Origin of the sequence: Chlamydia avium 10DC88, assembly GCF_000583875.1 — a bacterium.
Classification (GTDB): Bacteria; Chlamydiota; Chlamydiia; order Chlamydiales; family Chlamydiaceae; genus Chlamydia; species Chlamydia avium.
On sequence record NZ_CP006571.1, the window covers coordinates 943670 to 963974 of the forward strand.

Genomic DNA, 20305 nt, shown 5'->3' on the forward strand with positions numbered 1-20305 from the left:
GTAATTTCTCAAGGTATAATGGATAGGTTAACAGTCAGGGATCTTTCTCCCGAAGAGCAAAAGGTATTAGTGCGTGTTGATTTTAATGTTCCCGTCAAAGATGGGAAGATTATCGATGACATCCGCATTCGTAGTGCTATGCCTACGATTAATTACCTGCTACAAAAACGTGCTGCTGTAATTTTAATGAGTCATTTAGGTCGCCCTCAGGGTTGTGGCTTTGAAGAAAAGTATTCCCTACAACCTATTGTTGAAGTACTCGAAGGTTATTTAGGACATCACGTTCCTTTGGCTCTTGCTTGTGTGGGAGAAGTCGCTCGCCAGGCTGTAGCGCAGTTATCCCCAGGTAGAGTCTTGTTATTAGAAAATCTAAGATTTCATTATGGTGAAGAACATCCAGAAGCAGATCCTAAATTTGCTGCCGAGCTTTCTTCTTATGGCGATCTTTATGTGAATGATGCTTTTGGCACTTCACATAGGAAACATGCTTCTGTATATACTGTTCCTCAAGCTTTTCCAGGAAAAGCTGCAGCTGGTTTCCTTATGGAGAAGGAGCTAGAGTTCCTAGGGAATCATTTATTAATTTCTCCCAAACGTCCTTTCACTGCAATTTTAGGTGGAGCTAAAGTATCTTCAAAAATTGGTGTTATTGAAGCTCTTTTATCTCAAGTAGATAATCTCCTATTAGCAGGCGGCATGGGATTTACTTTTTTAAAGGCTTTAGGAAAGTCCTTAGGAGGCTCTTTAGTTGAAGAGTCCGGTATTGCCCTTGCACAACGTGTAATGGAACTCGCCAAAAAGAACAATGTGCGTATCTTTTTACCTAGCGATGTAAAAATAGCTAAGACATGCTCTCCTGGGGTTGCTTGGAAAGAAGTTTCCATAGATCGGGGGATTCCCGATGGGTTCCAAGGTTTAGATATCGGTACTAAAACTATTCAAGAATTTTGTAGGGTCATTGATGCCTCAGCATCAGTATTCTGGAATGGCCCTGTTGGGGTATATGAAGTGCCTCCATTTGATCAGGGATCTATGGCTATTGCTAACTGTTTAGCACGTCACCCCTCAGCTATTACTATTGTAGGTGGAGGAGACGCGGCTGCTGTTGTTGCCCTAGCCGGGTGCTCTGCTCAAGTGTCGCATGTGTCGACAGGAGGAGGAGCTTCTCTTGAATTTTTAGAAAAAGGCTTTTTACCAGGAACGGAAGTTCTTTCTCCTGCACCAGGAAATGCAGAAAGCTCTGACTTTGAGTAATATTATCTATTTTCTTTAATTTGGATGGGGGCATTTTAAACAATCTCCTATATAGCTATAGGGGTTGTTTATATGTCATTTTGTGTTTTGTCATTAGGCAAGTCTTTGATTTTCAGTCTATTCGCTTTTATTTTTCATTCAACTTCATATAATTAATCAATATAAACTAATATTTCGTTTTTTTATTAAGTTTTAATAAAAAACTATTATTTTTGTTTTAAAAAGTATTCTCATAATTATTTTTTTCATTTTAAAATTAAAAATATAAATATGGAGAAAAATTATGGGAATTAATCCAAGTAATCGTGGCCAAGGTAGTAATGATTTATGGATTTCCGGGACTCCTGACACAGAAAGAGGAGTAGAAGGATCTCAATCTCCATCAGGAGAATTGGGGACTCATAGGGTTTCTACAGCATCAAATAGTAGTAGATCCTCGGGCATACTAGCGAGGATTAGTGCCAGCGTAAGGTCATTTTTTAGCAGTATTTTTGGAAGAGGCTCTTCTTCTAGTAGTAGTAGTAGGCCATCAACTGCTTCAGAGTCTTCTTTAACATCACGACTTTCCGTAGAATCTACTGGTGATGCGCGTGCAACAGAAGGTGCTGCCTCAGGTCTACAAAAACGAGGTTATATTCCTGGGAAGCCAGTCCCTACGCCTAAAGTAGAAACATCATCTTTAACACGTTCCGGAGCTATAAAAAAGCGTCGTGCTCCCTTACCTCCTACAGGAAATAAAGAAAGTAAAGTACAACGTCGTGATAGTGATGCTAGCGAAACCTCCGCAAATAGCACAGATTCAGCGATTTCTACAAATTCTTCTATTGTTAAAAATTTAAAATCTTATTTAGAAGCAAATGCACGATCCAAACAAGAACAAGTATCAAAACTAGCAGAACAAATAAAAAATCGTTGGACAACATTAGAAAATAGTGACGAATTAAATTATAAAATAACAAGTTTACAGACACTAGTCGATCAAATGGGTAGTTCACGTCGTGATTTAACAAAAGAGTTACAGTTAACACGATCTGGTATACATGATAATGTTGTCGATCAAACGCAATTATTATCACAAACACTATGGAAATTAGCTTCTAAACATCATGATCAAGGTGAACCATCAGGATTATTTAGTTTATTGGTTCACATGTCTTTCGGAGGTCCTACACTAGCCCCTTCTGCTAAGGTACACGATTATATGCGAGATCTCTTAAGTCTTCATGGTGATGATGAACTAGAAGAACAAGAGAGAAAACTACTCGATTCATTTGCAGACAACATAGATCGTCTACGCGATCGATCGCCTAATGATGCTCTTAGAGCATGGGCGAATTTTATTAGTAGAGGAGAAGTTGCTGTAAGAGGAGTTGTTAACCGTGAATTAGCAACCAACGTAGGTGGATACGTTCGTGAGGAGGTAGGCGACAATGTACAGTGGAACTTATCAGCATTGTCTCTACTGCAGCAACTGGATCCTGGTGTATTTGCAACGACTATGGGAGTCTTGGCTACGGAAGCTCTATAGAGGAAAGTGAGGATTAGAGAATTATGGGATCTCCTGTGCAAGGAGGCGATGGAGGCGTAGAACCTTCGTGGCGAGATCTTTTTGACAATCGTGCAGATTCCAGTTCTGAAGGAGAAGATGCCGATCTAAACCAGCGGATTACTGAGCATGTGAGTTCGGTTTTTGGCCCTCATACGGAGTTAGGGATCCCTCAGGCTAGCCCATCTTCAGAGATGTCTAATGATCTTCCAGAACGTTTAGCAGCAGGTCCTCGGGAGGAAGAATTTTTCAGGTCTTTGCTTCAAAGAATACAGCGTGCTGTATTTAGAATATGGTCATCAAGATCAAAAATTCTCAAAGAAGAAAGTACACCAAGTTATCGTGCATTATTTGAAAATACAGAAATAGATGAAAGCATTGTTTCCGAGGTACAAGATGCCCCTCCTCCTGCTCGAGGGTGTTTAGCATCTATAAGACAGTTTTTTTTAAATGCTTTTCGAAGAATGTGTAGTTGCATTTATAAAAAGAAATCCGAATCCACTATAGATTTTTGTGGTTTAGATGCTGAGAGTCCAGAAGGTACCATAGCTCTTGCTTTGTTACTAAGAATGGCAAGTAAGTGGGCATTAGAAACAGGATTTTCTTCTTTAGACAGAAAGTCACAACATCCTAAATCCATTTTCCCTTTGCAAAGCACTGGAGAGTTTCGAAAAATCGTCACTGTATTTCAAGAGTTCATTCAAAGACAACCATCTGGAGATCCTTTAACAATAGCACGTGGAATAGCAAAATTAGTATGTGCATTATCTAGTCAGCGGGGAGAATGCCAAAAAGCTGTAGAATCTCTAAGTAGAAAGGATCCGAGTCGTGATTATTCCGAGATTATCTTAGGAGCTAAACAACTCGATATACTGGCAAGTAAAGGAAATGAGGGATTAATAACAGTAAGGCAAATATTAACTTCGTTGTGTGTTACCTATAATCAGTTATTAGGAGAGTTTTTAAGTTCATGGGGCGATGTTAATGAAGAAAATCCAACAGAAATTCGTTATGATTTTGTTGTCCAAGTGGTTGAAACCAATCTTCCTGTGTTACAAGAAGCTTATACTTCGGATCCCCAGCTGTATGAACGCATGTTAAATGATGCGATCTGTCGTTTTTTCTTCGTTCCTCAAATAAAAGAAGATGAATGGTCTCCAACATGAGAAAACGTTTAATTTTTTTAGGCAGGAACTATTGCGAAATAAAAATAATGCAATAAAGCATTCCAAAGAATAAGCAAAAAAAAGTAGAACTGAGTTATTTCTTCCTATGATGTTGGATTTGCGATTTTCTGTAGATTATTATCTTCGTGTTATAGAGTTAGCAATTCGTGATGAATCTCGGATTCTCATATATGATAAAAAGCAATTACTTCTAGAAGCATGGCCGCGTAATCATGCTTTATTTTCGGATCAGGATTCCTCATTCTCAACCATAGAACAAGCAATTCAAGAAGTTTTTTCTCGAACAGCCATTTCTTATTCTATATCGAGAAGACTTTTATCTATTATTGATGTGTGTTTGCGTCAGGAAAAACCCTACACGCGTATATTCTACAGGTTATTTCGTAGAGAAACTTATGAGAACAAAAAAGCTGTTGTTTCTAAATTGCTAGCTCTTAAGAAAATCCTTTTCTTTGAATATCATCGTCCTGTTAAAAAAATTTCTATTGCTGCAGATAGAGCTCTTTCAAAAGTAAAAACAAACTTTTCTTCTTGGGAGGACTTTTCTCATGACGTTACCTTGCCCAAAACAGCGGTAAAAACACATGTTTCTGTCCAAGAAAACCTGGCCGTAGAATCTTCCTCTCAGGTCTTGATGGATGCATTAATGGCTTTTTTAGAAACACGATCCGGATATCAACCTCTAAGTTTAGAGTTACTTGAACAGTTTATCTCTGAGAAAAGCATTCCTTTACAAATCTTGTCAGAAAAAAATTATTATTTTTTATCTCAGCTAAAAGATTTATTTTTAAACAGTCGTGAAGATTTTCAAGCAATCATTGGGGGAATCCTCACGGATTCTTTAACTGATGTCCTTACGAATTCTTTAGTAGGTTCACAGATATTGACTTCTCAAGGTAAAACCTGGGTACATGCCTGGCAAGAATTTTCACGACATTCTCCTCAGGATAGCGTGAAATCTCGAGGGTTCCTGGCAGAAATTCTGCGCTGTCTGCTTGCTGAGGCCTTAAATACATTCATAGCTTCTACCTATGATATTACTCCTGAACAAATTGGGAACCTATATAGCATTCGTGATGTCAATCCTCTTCTTTGGAATAAAATGATTCGTATACTGCTCATGCGTTGGTTGTTAGATTACGACGACAAGGTATATTCTCTTTTGAGAAAAAATATTAATTATTATACGCCGCATCCAACGTGGCGGCAGTACGTAATACGTTTATTTAAAAAATATTAATAGTTTTTTCTATTGTTTTCGTAAGAAGATCAGTTTTGTTAAGTAAATAACATATCAAAGTGTATACTTATTACACTATGATTCCATTTCGCTTATACCACCTATATTCTTTGTTAAATATGATGCATTCCACCCCTGTTGGTGAAGCAAATCGTTTGGCATCATATTTTAAGTGCCATCGTTCTTTAGGATCTAAAGATCGTCAATGGATTAGCTCCCGCATTTTTGCAATTCTTCGTCATCAACGTTTGTTAGAAACTTTACTTGCACGTGAGGATAGAAAGGTAACACCAGAGAGCTTAGTTTCTAAAGTCGAAGAGGGGGCAATAGAAAATCTTGATAGCTATCAAGATTTGCCATGGCCTATACGTTATTCTTTGTCAGATGACCTCGCATTGCAGTTAATTAAAGATTATGGAGAAACCAAGGCTCAGGAAATCGCTAAGTGGTTTCTCCAAGAGGCTCCCTTGTTCATTCGTGTGAATACACGCAGGATTTCTGTAGAAGATCTCCAACAATGTTTGGGCTATCCTTGTGAGTCAGGAGAAGTTCTCGGATCTCTATGTTTTTTAAAGAGATATCCTTTACAGCATAGTTTGGCATTTCGTCAGGGATTATTTGAGATTCAAGATGAATCATCGCAAAAAATTACTTTAGATATCCCCATGACGAAACAGGACTGTGTCCTAGATTTTTGTGCTGGTGCAGGAGGAAAAAGCCTGATATTAGCTGAAAAAACACAACATGTTATTTTGCACGATAGTCGTAAAAATATATTACAAGAGGCTAAACAGCGCTTATTAAGAGCGGGGTTAAGGAATTTCTCTATTAAGGAGAAGAAATCCTTGAAAAAACAAGGTTTCTCTTTAGTCGTAGTTGATGCTCCTTGTTCAGGAAGTGGGGTATTTCGACGCCATCCAGAAAAAAAACTGTTATTTTCAAATCAATTGTTAATGCAATACTCCCACTTACAGAGGAAAATTCTCAAAGAAGCAAGTAGTTATGTACAACATGGGGGAAGACTTGTTTATATCACTTGTTCTTTACTTTCCTTAGAAAATGAACAACATATAGATTACATGTCCTCTTTAGGATGGGAAGTAGAACACTCCACTCATATCCCCCCTAACCAGGGAGACAGTTTTTTTTCAGTCCATTTTATTCGTAAATAAAATACTACTTGCCATTATCTTATACTTTTAGAGATGTACTACATAGTGAGCAAAGTTATCCTATTTAAAATGATAGTAATCAATAGGTGATGACATAGGTTGTTTTTTCGGGAAATTTTTCAAATTGTAATAAAATATTTAGCAAATGGCTTGAATCATTCCAAATTTCAGGTTGCTTTATAGCAGCAATGACATGATGCAAAAAATGCATATGTTGCTTTTCTTGTACTTCCTTAGGATTTTTAAACCAGTATTTTGTAACACCCGAACAAAAGGACTGAGAAGGAAGATCTATAGCTGTAGCAACCCCACCTCTTATAAATAAAAACACACAGATAAAAAATCTAAGACAAATGCGTCTATGCATAATTCTTCTCCGATCTTTTGAATACTCAAGAGCTTATGCAAAAACTGAGTTTTTGCATAAATTAAAAAAATACGCATTTTAGTAGTAACGAGCAGGTCTTCTTAGATTACGTCGTGTTTTTCTATGATATAGTCCTAGTAAACCTAAAATGACATAGGTCCTATGAGAACAGATAATTCTTCGAGTAAATAGGTGGATACGCTTTAAGAAGGAAAGTTGTATATCATGGGGAGAATATACAGGCTGGGAGATGACATCTTCCCCTTGAGAGCGAAATACCCAATGGCCAAGGAGATCTCCTTGATGGATAGGGAAAGTTTTAACACAAGGAATGAAAGTCGCTGTATAAAGTTCTTCACCTTCCGAAGCATAAAAGTCATAATATACACCCTCGGGAAGAGGAATGAAAATTTTACCCAAAGTTCCCAAAGATATGCGATATTTCTCCGTAGGAGGTATGAGATAGCGTCTTAAAGGAATTTCATTAAACACTGCTTCACATAGGGCATGAATATCATAATATAGTTTCGACATCGAAGAATATCCCGTAACAATGGTAATGATAGAGCGATCGTGTTTACAGGCAGACAAAATAAGATTTTTCCCCGCGATTTCCGTACTTCCTGTTTTCCCCCCTATGGCGGGAGGGTAATAATAAGGGGATGTCGATATGAGCAATTTATTAGTTGTACACAGAGGCCTTTCTGGATTCAGGTTAGTTGCTGCCATGGTATAGTTTGACGTATGAATTACTTGGCGAAATAAAGGATCCTTTAATCCCTCACGCATGATACAAAGTAAATCACGAGCTGTTGTATAATGATCTGGATGATGTAATCCGTGAGGGTTGTTAAGATGAGTATCCCGGCATCCCAACTCACGTAAGAAATCATTCATCTGATGCATAAATTCAGGAATAGAGCCCGAACATGCTATTGCTAAGCTATTTGCAGCGTCATTAGCAGAACTAATTAATAAAGCATGGAATAAATCTCTTCCTGATACCTCTTCTTTATTGCGAAGCTGTATCGTTACACCATCTGTTTCTAGCCAATAGGGAGGGCTACGATATCCTGATTGCTTTTTTGCTTGAGGAGTAATGCAGGCTATAGCTTCTTGTTTTACAGAAATGAAGTTATTTAAAATTTCTGGATAGCAACGCAAAATAAAGAGTGCAGTAGCAATTTTCGTCATGCTCGCCGGATAGATTCTGGCGTCTATGTTTTTAGAATATAGTATCTTACCTGTCTTTTCATGGATAACAGCAACGGAAGAACCTTGAACCTCTGGGAAAGAAATATCAGCATATAAAGAGAATATCCCTAGCCATGTAAGCAAACTTAACAGTCCGTATTGAAAAAATGCCTTAGCCATTGGGGAATCTAGTTTATTTAACTTAGTTTATAGAGTTTCAAGAAAAGCTCTTGACTCCCTTTAAAATAAAGAATTACCATGAAACAAGGGGAAATGCTATGAGTTTAGATTTTTTAGAAGAATTTTATCGTCATTCTATTTGTAACTGCAAAGCTTTTTGTGAGGGATTCGCAAACATTGCTGATATCCTTTCTACTGCTGAAGACTCCTCGATTAGCAGTCGCCCTATTAATAACTTTATTATTGCAGAAACTACAGATAAACTCACTTTATTTAACTCAGACTTTGTCGTATGGCTTGTCCCAGAAGTAATTCAAGGTGAGGCAGTTACTCGAGGGTATATTGCTTTATACCACCCCTCAGGAAGATGTACTCCAGAATTAGCTTTTCAAGCTTTGGGAGAATATAACCAATCTGCATTGATTCTCGAGGCTTTACAATTGTATCTCAAAGATATCCAAGATACAGAAAACATTTTACGTTCTTTTTCTTTATAGGTGCTAACTCTAAGTATTATGGATTTTTAAATGGACAATATTCGCATTTGCATGTCGTTCATACTGAAATTCATCCACAGAACTTTTAGCTAAAAAAATACCTAGTCCACCTAGTTTTCTTTCATCTAAAGGGACATATGTCTGCATATCGATTGTTGCTGCTAAAGGATTAAATGAAGTTCCGTAATCTTTGATAGTTACATGAAATTCTTGTGGATTACCATCGCAGGAAATCGTAATGGTTCCCGGAGAAGGGAACTCTTGATAAGCATAGGAGATAATATTAACAAGTAATTCTTCACAGGCAAGTTCGAGTTTTAATAGTTTCTCTTTGGGAAAAGCTTGGAGTTGCTTAGTATGTTTAACAAAATCTAACATATTGTGAAGTTCACTAAGAAGAGCGGGAAAGATAGCTTCTCCACTAGAAGAGGTCATAATATACCTGTTGAACAATAGTCTCTGCTAAATGAGCATATAGTACACGCTGAGCGCTCTTTATAGCTTCATTATGCATTTCAAATTGTCCTAAAGCAAACTGATGAGCGTTAACAATACCTAAATCAGGTTCGAAGTCAAAAGTAACTGATTTCCGTGCTATATGTTCATTAATTAATACTTGCCCTGAATGTTTATCAATCAGCTGTACTTGTGCTGATAAAGATAAACGCCCTTCATTAGAAACTATAAAATGCCTAGGAGTTTTATTATTAATCTTATTTGGGGCATAAGTAAAACCTGTATTCTCGTCAACCTCATTTAAGAGTTGAACTTTCAAAAGATAGCGGGAATTACTTTCTCCACTATGCGCAGATAGAGAACGTTTCCCTAATTCATAAATAATTGCCGCTGATAATTGTCCCGAAACGTCCTTATCTATTGGAGAAAGATCCACTCCTTCTGATCGAATGGATTTCCCTAAAGCAGATAGTACATTAGAAGAATTCACTAGTGTATAACCAGTACATGAAATCAATACACAACTTACGAAGCAAGATAATAATACGACAATAATCTTATGCATAGAAATGCCTAAAATTAAGAATGTTTTGCTATTCTATCCAATCGCTTGAGACATTTAGCAACGAGTGGTGAATCGGGATGATTTTCTATTGCTGTAGTATAATAAATACTTGCTGCTTCTGGTTTCTTCTTTTTTTCATAAAAGCGTCCAGAGTGGTATAACCCTGAAGCATAAAGATCACTCATAGAACGTACATTTGAAGAAACCTCAGCATTCAGAGGATGGTTAGGATGCTGCTTTTTCATCGCCTCTTCGTTCATTTTGGCTAATTTTAAATATTGTGCATTATGAGCTTCTTTTTTAGCTTGCATGAAGTAGATTTCGGATAGACGTACAAAAGCCTTGGGAGATAAAGGATGTTGAGGAAATTGCAGCGTCAGCTTTTTGAATACTTTTATAGCTTCTGAAAGATTTTTTTTAATAACAAGCAAGTCTCCCTTAAGATATAAAGCTTGTGCTCCTAGGTCTTTATAAGGAAACGCTGCAAGAATTTCATCGTAAATGCGCAGGGCATCTTCGTCAGCATTCACTAATTTTGGGAAGCCTTCTAAGAGGAAAACACGCTTGCGTTTCCCCTGGGCAAAACTTTGAGCTATTGCAAGCTTCATAGCAAATAACTCTTCAGAATATTTAGCATTAGGAAGCTGCATATATAAAGAAAATGTTTTGTCGGCTAAATCTGGTTGATCCTTTTTGAAATAGCATACACCCATAAGATAAAGAGCTTCAGAATATAGAGGATCTTTGGGAAAATGATGAATAATCGTACCAAAGCATAACGATGCTCTGTAGTAATTTTGATATTCTAAATAGCGAATGCCTTCAGAAAGATAGTGTTTAGCAGAATACTTGGGAACAAATCTAAGAGGAGAGAGTTTCCCATAAAAAGGTTCAAAAGAAATCGGCCTAGCATAACAGTTAGCAGACACAAGCAATAACGCAAAAATTAATTGTAAAAAGAGTCTCATAAATTCAGCGCGTAACCTACACTAGTAAAGCGTTATCATAGGAAAGGAAAAGGGAATTTGTCAAATGCGTTGTTAGCGATTTATTTAAAAAACTAATTTTTTTTATTTGATAAAACATCTTTTTATTTTTTAGAATAAATAAAAAGGATTTTTATGAAAAAGTTAGTTTGCTATCTAGGCACTTTTATTTTATCACTTTTTTGTGGTGTGTTTTTATGGGATCATGTGCCCTGTGCTCGTAAGGCTATGCAAGTCAGTGCAAATTGTGGTGCCGAAGTCTTTGAAAAGAGTTGCCGGATGATTCGTAAAGTTTCTGGATTTGAGAGACTTCGTGTATTCGAAAGAAAATTCTCTGCTGAACAAATATTAAATTATTTTCCAGAACACGTGGATGGCAAGGTAGCGATAGAGCTCACTTTTGTGCCCCATACGTTAATGTCAGTAAGATTTTCACAGGAAGATCCTGTGAAAAAAACTATGATAAGTAAGGAAGGGAAAATTCTATGGAATTTATCTAATGGGGAAATGGTCCTAAATACAGGAACATGGTCTTGTTCTAAAGGATTAAGAGAATGTCTACTACTTAAAGCAGGACGCCATGATGTTAGTGTGATGCAGGCCTTAGCGAATTTAGGAGGAGCAGCATCTAAAGAATCTTTATCCCGCGCTTTATCTATGAAAAACATGCGTGCTGATAAAGTTATTAAATCCTGTCAGAAAAAGAAATTAATTTTTTCTACGGGGAGTCAAATAGGCAGCCATTTTCAACAACTACAACCAATTCAAGGATGTACAACTGAAATTCCCTCTCCTCCTGTATGGTTGAAAAAACCACGAGGAGTTACTCTAATCTCCCCACAATTTTCTGAAGATCGTGTGTGTAATCTCGTAGAAATGATTTTTGGAGATAACTTCTTAATTTTAAGTAAAGATATTGTTTATGTGCCAATCTATAAGGTATTGATTACAGCTACAGATAATAGTGAACGCATAGAATATATTAATGCAGTTACAGGAAAACCATTTTATGATTTTTAAATACTAATTAAACGTATTGGGAGTTGTGCATTTTCTAGATCTTTTTTGAGATCAGTAGTATCTTCAGAAATGAAATAGTCTGTATCAGGAGCAATCGAAGCTACTTTTTGATTGTCTTTAATGAAAATTAAAGATAATTCCCGTGGGCCAGGATACTTATGTAATATATGTTTTAAAGTACATATGTGGCTATGGCGAAGCTTCTCAAGATCAAGGGATAGTTTTACAGCAGAAGCTGGTGGACGCGAATCTTTAGTTTTTGACATTGCAATTTTCCCTCGATGTTTGTTTTTTTCGTTGATATAGGACATCTTTTGCATTTGTCCTTTGATTTTGTCAAACATCTCGTCACATTCTTGAAGGACTTTTTCGTTAATTGAAGCGAAATCTTTCATCCATCGACAGGATAATCGCAAGGAATCGCTACGTTTATCGATAGCTAAAATAGCATAAATTAAACAGTCTTCCTCTAATAGTTCTTGCTGCTCAGCATACATTTCTGGCCATATAGGTAATTCATAAGAATCAATACCGTCATTAACACGTAATATAGCAAATTTTCTTTGCCCTTTAGAAGAGAGGCGTGTAGTAACTTTATCTATAATAAATATAGTACGAACTATTGCTCCGTGAGGGAGATGATCAAATTCTCCGAAATGCACGACAGACAGTTTAGGCAAAATATCTTTTACAGCATCCATAGGATGCTCAGTTAGATAAATACCTAATAATTCTTTTTCTTTTTTGAGTTTTTCTTTTTTTGATCTATGTATTACGGGAACATTAGGAGATAGAGTTTCTGTTTTCTCTTGATTCATGGAATCTAGAGAAAAGAATGTCATGACTCCTGTAGCAGCTTCTTTTTTTTCTTTTGCAATTGCTTCATACATGGATTCTAAGGTAGCAAGAGCTCGGTCTCTATCTGCATCAAAAATATCAAAACAGCCAGAATCAATTAAACTTTCTATATGTTTTTTTGTTACCTTCTTTAGGTCAGAGCGTTGGATAAAATCCCGAATACTTAGGTAAGGCCCATTTTTTTCTCTTTCTTCAATAATACTTTCTACAAGTCCTTTACCAATGCCTTTAATAGCACCCATAGCAAAACGAATGCCTTGATCTGTAGCAATAAAGTTTGTCCCCGATTCATTAATATCAGGGGGTAGGACACAAATGTCCATGCTACGTGCTTCATGAATGAGTTTACCAATTTTCTCAACATCATCAGAATCACAAGTTAGAAGAGCTGCTAGCCACTCTTTAGGATAATTTGCTTTAAGATAAGCAGTTGTATAAGTAATTAAACCATAGGCTGCTGCATGAGATTTATTAAATCCATAAGAAGCAAACTTCTCCATTTTATCAAAAATTGTTGTTGCTAATTCCGTGTCGATACCATTTTTGCATGCTCTTTCACAAAATCGGGTACGTTCTTTAAGCATTTGATTAATGTCTTTTTTACCCATAGCGCGGCGTAAAACATCACCCTCTCCTAATGAATAGCTTGCTAAAGAACCTGCAATTTGCATGACTTGTTCTTGATAGACCATGATTCCATATGTTTCTTTGAGAATGGGTTCCATAAGGGGATGGTCATATTCAATAATTTCCTTACCATGCTTGCGATTGATAAAAGAAGGGATCATATCCATAGGCCCAGGACGATATAAAGCACCTATTGCAATAATCTCTTCAAAAGAATCTGGACGGAGATTTTTAGCTAATTCTTGCATACCTTTGGATTCCATTTGAAATATGCCCATAGTTTTACCCTGATGTAGAAGAGCAAATGTTGTTTTATCATCCAAAGGCAGGGAAGCCATATTTAATAGCTTTCCTGTTTTTTTATAAATTGCTTGAATAGCGATATGAATACTTGTTAGCGTCTTTAGTCCTAGAAAGTCAATTTTCAACATTCCCACACTTTCCACAGGTTTCATGGAAAATTGTGTAGTAATCATTGTAGAATCTTTAGAAATGCAAATAGGAATATGATTGGTGAGACAATCACCACAAATAATGACTCCGGCTGCATGTACTCCTGTATTGCGAATAGATCCTTCTAGACGCATAGCCATATCAATAACTTGAGCAGCTTCAGTATCGTGCGTATATAACTCATTTAAATTAGGATCTGTTTCTAGTGCTTTGGAGAGAGTAGTGTTTAGTTCAGGAATGTGCTTAGCAATTTGATTTACTTTTGATAACGGGACATCTAATGTTCTGCCCACATCTTTTACTGCCATTTTGGCTTTCATAGTTCCAAAAGTAATAATTTGAGCTACATTATCTTTGCCATGACGTTCTATGGCATAATTAATAACCCGTTCTCTGCCTGCCATGCAAATATCAATATCGATATCTGGATAGGATAAGCGTTCAGGATTAATGAATCTTTCAAAAAATAGATCAAAACGTATGGGTTCGATTTCTGTAATGCCTAATAAAAATAACATAACAGATCCTGCTCCTGAACCTCTTCCAGGGCCTACAGGAATACCATGATCTTTCGCCCAACGGATAATGTCCCAGACAATAAGAAGATAATCACACATTCCCTTAGGGATAATAATAGAAATCTCCATCTCCAAGCGTTTTTTCACTAATTCAAGAGGGTTTTGATCGGGAAATTTCTTTGCAATATGTGCTAGTGCTTCTTCAGTATATTTTGTAGTTAACTCTTGTTCGCAAAGATTTTTTAAAAATTCGGAAGAGGCAATATAGCGTTCTTCCTCGGTGTATGTACCTTTTTCTTTTAGACTTTCTGGGACATAAATCGGATAGTGTTTGTTCGAGAAATTCAATTCGAGGTTACATTTATTAGCAACTTCTAAAGTATTGGCAATAGTTTCAGGATGATTGCTAAATATCTGAGCCATTTCCTCAGGAGATTTAAAATAATACTCTCTACTAAGGTAAACTTTCCTTTTAGGATTAGGAACGTAAGTATTTTGTTTAGCAATACGAATGGTTTCTCCAAATTGTACATTTAGGAGAATTTCATGAGCGAGCCAATCTTCGGGGTGAATATAATGAATATCATTTGTAGCTACTGTACAAATGCCTAAACGTTTACTTGCTTCTAATACAGCATGGTTTACGCGAGTTTGTGTATCGATAAATTGATAGTATTCATGTTTAAGCCATTCTTCATTAAGAGAAGAGATTTTCTCTTCAGGCATTTTATGGAGTTGAATTTCAGTATAAAAGTCGTCATGAAAAAGCTGTTGATACCAGAGGAGGTCCTTTTCAAGAGCCTCTTCGGATTCTAAGGCTGCTTGAGCAACAGATCCAGATAAACAGGCGGAAAGACAAATTAATCCACGGGAATATTGGGAGAGAAGCTCACGATCTATTCTTGGAAAATAATAAAAGCCTTCTGTGAATGCTAAAGAGGACAGAGTGCAAAGATTACGGTAACCCTCTATATTTTTACATAGAAGAATCAAGTGATTCGCTATGCGACTTTTTTTTTCCTTTTTTTCTCAAAACGTGAAGTTGGTGCTACGTAAACTTCACAACCAACAATGGGTTTAATATCATTTTGTTCGCATTCTTTATAGAATTCAATAGCACCATAAAGATTCCCATGATCTGTTAGTGCTAAAGAAGGAATGCCATACTCTTTTGCTTTTGCCACAAAATTTTTAATTGAACTTGTGGCATCTAGAATTGAGTATTGCGAATGACAATGAAGAGGAATCCAAGTCACAAGAGAGCCTCATCACCTTGATATTATGTTTTCGCTTTGTAGTTTTTTTCAGAAGCATTCCATGTGGGAAGAAATAAGACAAGAGCTATTAAAGCGCAGCCTAATAAGGCAAAGAAAAAGCCTTTCCATCCCCAATCCTGAGCTATTTTCCCTAGAGGATATCCTGCAAAAGCAGCTCCGAAATACGCAAACCATCCAGTAAAACCACTAGCTGTTCCTGCGGCTTTTTTATGGGATAACTCGGCGGCTGCTAAGCCAATCATCATTTGTGGGCCAAATAAAAAGAATCCGATGATAAAAAGCAGGATTCCATCTATCCACCAAAGATTTTGGTCGCGATTGTACCACATGAGTAAAATAGAGAATAGCAAGCCTAAAGAAAAAATAACATTCATTGGCCCACGTTCTCCTTTAGAAATTTTGTCTGATAACCACCCAGCAATTAACATGCCGAAAAGGCCACCCACTTCAAACAAGGAAACACAGAAATTTGCTGTAACAGCAACATAATGCTTTGTTTCTATTAAAAATAATGCACTCCAATCATTGACTGCCATACGAACAACGTAAATGAAGAAAGAGGCTACAGATAATAACCAAATCCATTTATTTGTGAGGACATAAGTGAATAAAATTTCTCTAGTTGATAGCTCTTTTTCAGCCTCTTCTTCCAGGATATCTGCAGTAGTTTTCTGGTGTTTCTGTGATTCATATTCTTTTCTATATCTCTCAATGGCAGGTAGTCCTAAAGATTGTGGCGTATCACGTAGACGGTTTATTAAAACGAAACCCATGCCAATACACAGAATACCTGGAATAAACATGGCACCTCTCCAGCCGCAACAGCCAATAGCGAGCCCAGTAAAAATAGGAATTAATGCGCCCCCAACATTATGAGAAGTACTCCATACACTCCACCAAGTGCCTCGTTCTGATTTAGAATACCAATGTGTCAGTAGACGGGCACATGGAGGCCATCCCCATCCTTGAAACCAACCATTGACTCCCCACCATAGAGCAAGTAGGAGAATGGAAGAAGACATTCCAAAGAAGATATTTGTTAAACCAGTAATGATAAGCCCCAAAGCCATGAAGTAACGAGGATTAGATTGATCAGACATCACCCCACTGACAAATTTACTGATACCATAAGTAATGTATAACGTGCTTCCAATAATACCTAGCTGTGCTTTATCAAAACCTAAGTCTGCCATGAGTGTGGGCATAGCGAATGTAAAGCTCTTGCGTGTGAAGTAGTAGAAAATATACCCCACAAACATGCTATAGAAGATTCTCATTCTCCAATATTTGTACTTTTTCTTGATTAATTCTGGATCATCAAGTTCCTTAATGTGCTTAGGGGGCTGAAAGAATTTGGTCCAAATATTCATTACGAGGTCTCATATTTTAAATATTTAATATAAAAAAAAGAGGAAGAATCCCTGAGATTAACACATGAGCTATGAAAAAACAAGAAAGTAGTGTTTCTAGATGGTTTAGATAATCTGATGATGAGAGGAGAGGGATTGTCGTTCAAGTAGTTGTTTTATATATTATATTTTTTAGTTAATCATATCTTAATAGCAAGCAATATTATGAGAAAAATAATTTTTGTGTTTGCAGGTATGTTCTTGCTTCCTTTGGCAATTGAAGAAAATAAAGAGTCTTTTTCCCTCGATGCAAAGAATGAGAAGAAAATATTGCAAATATATGGCCAGGAAGTTGAGTTTTCCTTTCAAGAAATTATTGATCCTATTCTGGATCTCCGGGATTCCCTAGGGAGGGTTTAATTTTGCTCTTTATCTAGATTTTGGTATTCTGTTTTCGAATTAAGTTAAATAACAGGCACGTAGTGAAAGTAGCTTTGCCCAAAGGGGTTTTTGATATATTTCCTTACATTGCTGATGGTAAGCATATGTGGAGGAACACTTCACTATGGCATAAAGTAGAAGACAGAATTCATGAAGTCTGTGCATTGTACGGATTTTCGGAGATACGTACTCCTGTTTTCGAAAGCACCTCCCTATTTCTACATGCTGGAGAGCAAAGTGATATCGTTAAAAAGGAAATGTACACTTTTGCTGATAAGAAAGGGAGATCATTAACATTGCGCCCTGAAGGCACAGCTCCTATTGTGCGAGCATTTATAGATCACCTTGCCAATCAGCGTAGTGAAAATAAGTTTTACTATATCCTCCCCATGTTTCGTTATGAACGACAACAGTCAGGGAGATACCGACAGCATCATCAGTTTGGTCTTGAAGCTATAGGAATGAAACATCCTTTACGTGATGCAGAAGTTCTAAGTTTGCTTTGGCAGTTTTATACTTCTGTTGGTCTTCAAAATATGCTGTTGCAATTAAATTTCTTAGGAGGAGAGATAACGCGTAAGCGCTACAATGACGTTTTGCGCGAATATTTTTCTGAGCATTTATCTTCTCTGTCTGTTCTTAGTCAAGAGAGGTATCATACAAATTTATTAAGAATTTTAGACTCTAAGGAACCTGAAGACCAAGATATAATTGCTTCAGCACCTATAATTCTTGATTATATTTCCGAAGAAGACAGGAAATATTTTGATAAAATTTTATCTACATTAGCAGACTTACATATTCCCCATACAGTTCATCCGCGGTTAGTTCGTGGTCTCGATTACTATACAGATATGGTTTTCGAAGCAGTGACTACTTGTGGAGGGCATTCCTATGCCTTGGGAGGTGGGGGACGGTATGATAGCTTGATAGGAGCCTCAGGAGGTCCTTCAACTCCTGCTTGTGGATTTGGTGTAGGGTTAGAAAGGGTAATTCAGACTTTGTTGGCTCAAGGTAGCTTAAAGCTTCCTCGCTCTCACAAGATTCGATTAATTTCTTTAGAGCCTCAGGCAGATACATTTTGTTTTTTGTGGGCGCAGCATCTACGTAGTTTAGGGATTCCCACTGAAGTTGATTGGACACATAAAAAATTGAAAATAGCTTTAAAAGTAGCAGATGCAGAACAAGTAACTTTTGCTTGCCCTATAGGGGAAAGGGAGTTGCATTCAGAACGATTGATCATGAAAAATATGTTTTTACGTCAGGAGTTCTCTGGTTCGAAGCAGGAGGTGGAGCAAAGGTTGCTATATGAAATACAGAACACATCGTTGTAATGAACTTTCTTTAAGTAATGTTGGAGAGGTTGTACGCTTATCTGGTTGGGTGCATCGATATCGCAACCATGGAGGAGTTGTTTTCATAGATTTGCGTGATCGTTTTGGTATTACGCAAATCGTCTGTCGTGAAAGCGAAAATCCTGCATTGCATCAATTAGTTGATTCCTTGCGTTCTGAGTGGGTTTTATCTGTGGAAGGACGTGTTTGCCAACGCTTAGAGGGGATGAGGAATCCCCATCTAGTTACTGGAGATATCGAAGTGGAAGTGGAACAAGTCACCGTTCTATCGAAAGCAAGAAATACTCCTTTTTCTATTGCAGATGAACACATTAATGTTAATGAAGAATTGCGATTAGAATACCGTTACTTAGACATGCGTCGCGGAGGTATTTTAGATAGATTAATTTGTCGGCATAAAGTCATGCTAGCATGCCGTCAATATATGGATTCTCAAGGATTTACAGAGGTCGTTACTCCAGTGTTGGGCAAATCCACGCCTGAAGGAGCACGAGATTATTTAGTCCCTTCAAGAATTTATCCGGGAAGTTTCTATGCTTTGCCTCAATCTCCTCAGTTGTTTAAACAAATTCTCATGATAGGGGGTTTGGACCGCTATTTTCAAATAGCCACATGCTTCCGAGATGAAGATCTGCGTGCTGATCGTCAGCCGGAATTTTCTCAAATTGATATTGAAATGAGTTTCGCTTCTCCTGAGGATTTATTCCCCATTGTTGAGCAATTGATTGTAGAGATATTCGCAATACAAGGAATTTCTATTCAATTGCCTCTACCAAGGATGACTTATAAGGATGCCAAGGACCTTTATGGAACAGATAAGCCCGATCTTCGTTTTGGATTGCAGTTGCGCGATTGTTGTGAGCATGCCAAAAAGTTTACATTCTCAATATTTCTAGATCAATTAGCTCAGGGTGGGGTAGTTAAAGGCTTTTGTGTTCCTGGAGGAGCAGATATTTCTCGTAAGCAATTGGATGGATATACAGAATTTGTAAAACGCTATGGAGCTATGGGACTTGTTTGGATTAAAAAGCAAGGCAATAGCATTGCTTCTAATGTGGCAAAGTTTGCCTCAGAGCCTGTGTTTCAAGCAATATTTTCTGATTTTGAGGCACAAGATAATGATATCTTATTGTTGGTAGCTGCCCCAGAGGTAATAGCTAATCAGTCTTTGGATCATCTGCGTAGGTTGATTGCTAAGGAACGTAAGTTATACGATGAATCGCAATATAATTTTGTTTGGATAACAGATTTTCCTTTGTTTGCTGAAGAAGAGGGTAAAATATGTTCTGAACACCATCCATTCACCTCTCCTTTGGAAGAAGACATTCCTTTGCTTGATACAGATCCGCTAGCAGTACGTTCTTCAAGTTATGATCTAGTATTAAATGGGTATGAAATAGCTTCGGGATCCCAACGGATTTATGATGCTGATTTGCAAAATAAAATATTTTCTATTTTAGAGTTAACTCCTAAAAACGTTGAAGAAAAGTTTGGTTTTTTTGTTGATGCATTGAGTTTCGGTACGCCTCCTCATTTAGGAATTGCTTTAGGTTTAGACCGTATTATGATGGTATTGACCCATGCTGAGAGCATTCGTGAAGTGATTGCTTTCCCTAAAACTCAAAAGGCTGCAGATTTAATGATGGATGCACCTGCAGAAATTATGACTTCCCAATTAAAAGAACTAAATATTAAGGTAACTTCTTAAACATTATACTGTTTTGGAGCTAGGGCTCGTTGAGTTCGAAGCAACAACTATAGGA

General features: G+C 37.1%; 16 protein-coding genes and 1 pseudogene. 10 read left to right on the forward strand and 7 right to left on the reverse strand.

Features of this window, described 5'->3' with window-relative positions; translation table 11 throughout:
* The first annotated feature begins 18 nt into the window (after window positions 1-18).
* From RT28_RS04155 to RT28_RS04175, 5 genes are all read left to right on the forward strand, one after another.
* On the forward strand, window positions 19-1254 hold the full coding sequence (locus tag RT28_RS04155) for a phosphoglycerate kinase (protein ID WP_020355766.1): 1236 nt from the start codon (window positions 19-21) through the stop codon (window positions 1252-1254).
* Window positions 1255-1537: 283 nt separating this feature from the next.
* Window positions 1538-2782, forward strand: a complete 1245-nt coding sequence (semD, locus tag RT28_RS04160) for a SemD/SinC family type III secretion system effector (RefSeq protein WP_038501118.1) — start codon at window positions 1538-1540, stop codon at window positions 2780-2782.
* A gap of 23 nt (window positions 2783-2805) precedes the next feature.
* Window positions 2806-3966: a TmeB family type III secretion system effector gene (locus RT28_RS04165; RefSeq protein ID WP_038501121.1), complete on the forward strand. Its 1161-nt coding sequence runs from the start codon at window positions 2806-2808 to the stop codon at window positions 3964-3966.
* A 106-nt stretch (window positions 3967-4072) separates the two neighbouring features.
* Window positions 4073-5227 carry a hypothetical protein gene (locus tag RT28_RS04170; RefSeq protein ID WP_038501124.1) on the forward strand — a complete coding sequence of 385 codons (1155 nt, stop codon included), beginning with the start codon at window positions 4073-4075 and terminating at the stop codon, window positions 5225-5227.
* A 77-nt stretch (window positions 5228-5304) separates the two neighbouring features.
* Window positions 5305-6399, forward strand: coding sequence for an RsmB/NOP family class I SAM-dependent RNA methyltransferase (locus RT28_RS04175; RefSeq protein ID WP_038501127.1), 1095 nt, complete (start codon window positions 5305-5307; stop codon window positions 6397-6399).
* A 79-nt stretch (window positions 6400-6478) separates the two neighbouring features.
* Here RT28_RS04175 and RT28_RS04180 read toward each other — a convergent pair whose 3' ends face one another.
* Entirely contained in the window at window positions 6479-6766 is a 288-nt protein-coding gene (locus RT28_RS04180) for a hypothetical protein (protein WP_240991510.1), read from the reverse strand.
* 78 nt (window positions 6767-6844) lie between these two features.
* Window positions 6845-8140, reverse strand: coding sequence for a D-alanyl-D-alanine carboxypeptidase family protein (locus tag RT28_RS04185; protein ID WP_020355772.1), 1296 nt, complete (start codon window positions 8138-8140; stop codon window positions 6845-6847).
* A gap of 98 nt (window positions 8141-8238) precedes the next feature.
* On the opposite strand from RT28_RS04185, the gene RT28_RS04190 reads away from it, so the two are divergent.
* On the forward strand, window positions 8239-8637 hold the full coding sequence (locus RT28_RS04190; RefSeq protein ID WP_038501131.1) for a hypothetical protein: 399 nt from the start codon (window positions 8239-8241) through the stop codon (window positions 8635-8637).
* A 9-nt stretch (window positions 8638-8646) separates the two neighbouring features.
* Here RT28_RS04190 and RT28_RS04195 read toward each other — a convergent pair whose 3' ends face one another.
* Genes RT28_RS04195 through RT28_RS04205 form a run of 3 tightly spaced genes read right to left on the reverse strand, consistent with a single transcriptional unit; the run spans window position 8647 to window position 10626 of the window.
* Entirely contained in the window at window positions 8647-9072 is a 426-nt protein-coding gene (locus RT28_RS04195) for an ATP-binding protein (protein ID WP_020355774.1), read from the reverse strand.
* Window positions 9059-9658 (reverse strand): LPS assembly lipoprotein LptE, encoded by a 600-nt coding sequence (locus RT28_RS04200; RefSeq protein ID WP_020355775.1) that lies wholly within the window; start codon window positions 9656-9658, stop codon window positions 9059-9061. Before RT28_RS04200 ends, RT28_RS04195 begins: the two co-directional genes overlap by 14 nt.
* Window positions 9659-9672: 14 nt before the next feature.
* Window positions 9673-10626 carry a tetratricopeptide repeat protein gene (locus RT28_RS04205; RefSeq protein ID WP_020355776.1) on the reverse strand — a complete coding sequence of 318 codons (954 nt, stop codon included), beginning with the start codon at window positions 10624-10626 and terminating at the stop codon, window positions 9673-9675.
* 153 nt (window positions 10627-10779) lie between these two features.
* On the opposite strand from RT28_RS04205, the gene RT28_RS04210 reads away from it, so the two are divergent.
* Window positions 10780-11664 carry a hypothetical protein gene (locus RT28_RS04210; RefSeq protein ID WP_020355777.1) on the forward strand — a complete coding sequence of 295 codons (885 nt, stop codon included), beginning with the start codon at window positions 10780-10782 and terminating at the stop codon, window positions 11662-11664.
* Here RT28_RS04210 and dnaE read toward each other — a convergent pair.
* Together dnaE and pgtP are read right to left on the reverse strand one after the other, a co-directional pair.
* Window positions 11661-15376, reverse strand: a pseudogene (dnaE, locus tag RT28_RS04215) (DNA polymerase III subunit alpha). The gene RT28_RS04210 and the pseudogene dnaE sit on opposite strands and share 4 nt — an antisense overlap.
* A gap of 23 nt (window positions 15377-15399) precedes the next feature.
* The gene (pgtP, locus tag RT28_RS04220) at window positions 15400-16767 is read right to left on the reverse strand and encodes an MFS transporter (protein WP_035392691.1); all 1368 of its coding nucleotides are present in this window, start codon (window positions 16765-16767) and stop codon (window positions 15400-15402) included.
* A 204-nt stretch (window positions 16768-16971) separates the two neighbouring features.
* On the opposite strand from pgtP, the gene RT28_RS04225 reads away from it, so the two are divergent.
* The 3 genes from RT28_RS04225 to aspS all read left to right on the forward strand — a co-directional run bounded on the left by RT28_RS04225 (window position 16972) and on the right by aspS (window position 20250).
* On the forward strand, window positions 16972-17166 hold the full coding sequence (locus RT28_RS04225; RefSeq protein WP_038501135.1) for a hypothetical protein: 195 nt from the start codon (window positions 16972-16974) through the stop codon (window positions 17164-17166).
* 62 nt (window positions 17167-17228) lie between these two features.
* Window positions 17229-18521 (forward strand): histidine--tRNA ligase, encoded by a 1293-nt coding sequence (hisS, locus tag RT28_RS04230; protein ID WP_020355781.1) that lies wholly within the window; start codon window positions 17229-17231, stop codon window positions 18519-18521.
* On the forward strand, window positions 18496-20250 hold the full coding sequence (aspS, locus tag RT28_RS04235) for an aspartate--tRNA ligase (RefSeq protein ID WP_020355782.1): 1755 nt from the start codon (window positions 18496-18498) through the stop codon (window positions 20248-20250). Before hisS ends, aspS begins: the two co-directional genes overlap by 26 nt.
* The last annotated feature ends 55 nt before the right edge of the window (window positions 20251-20305 follow it).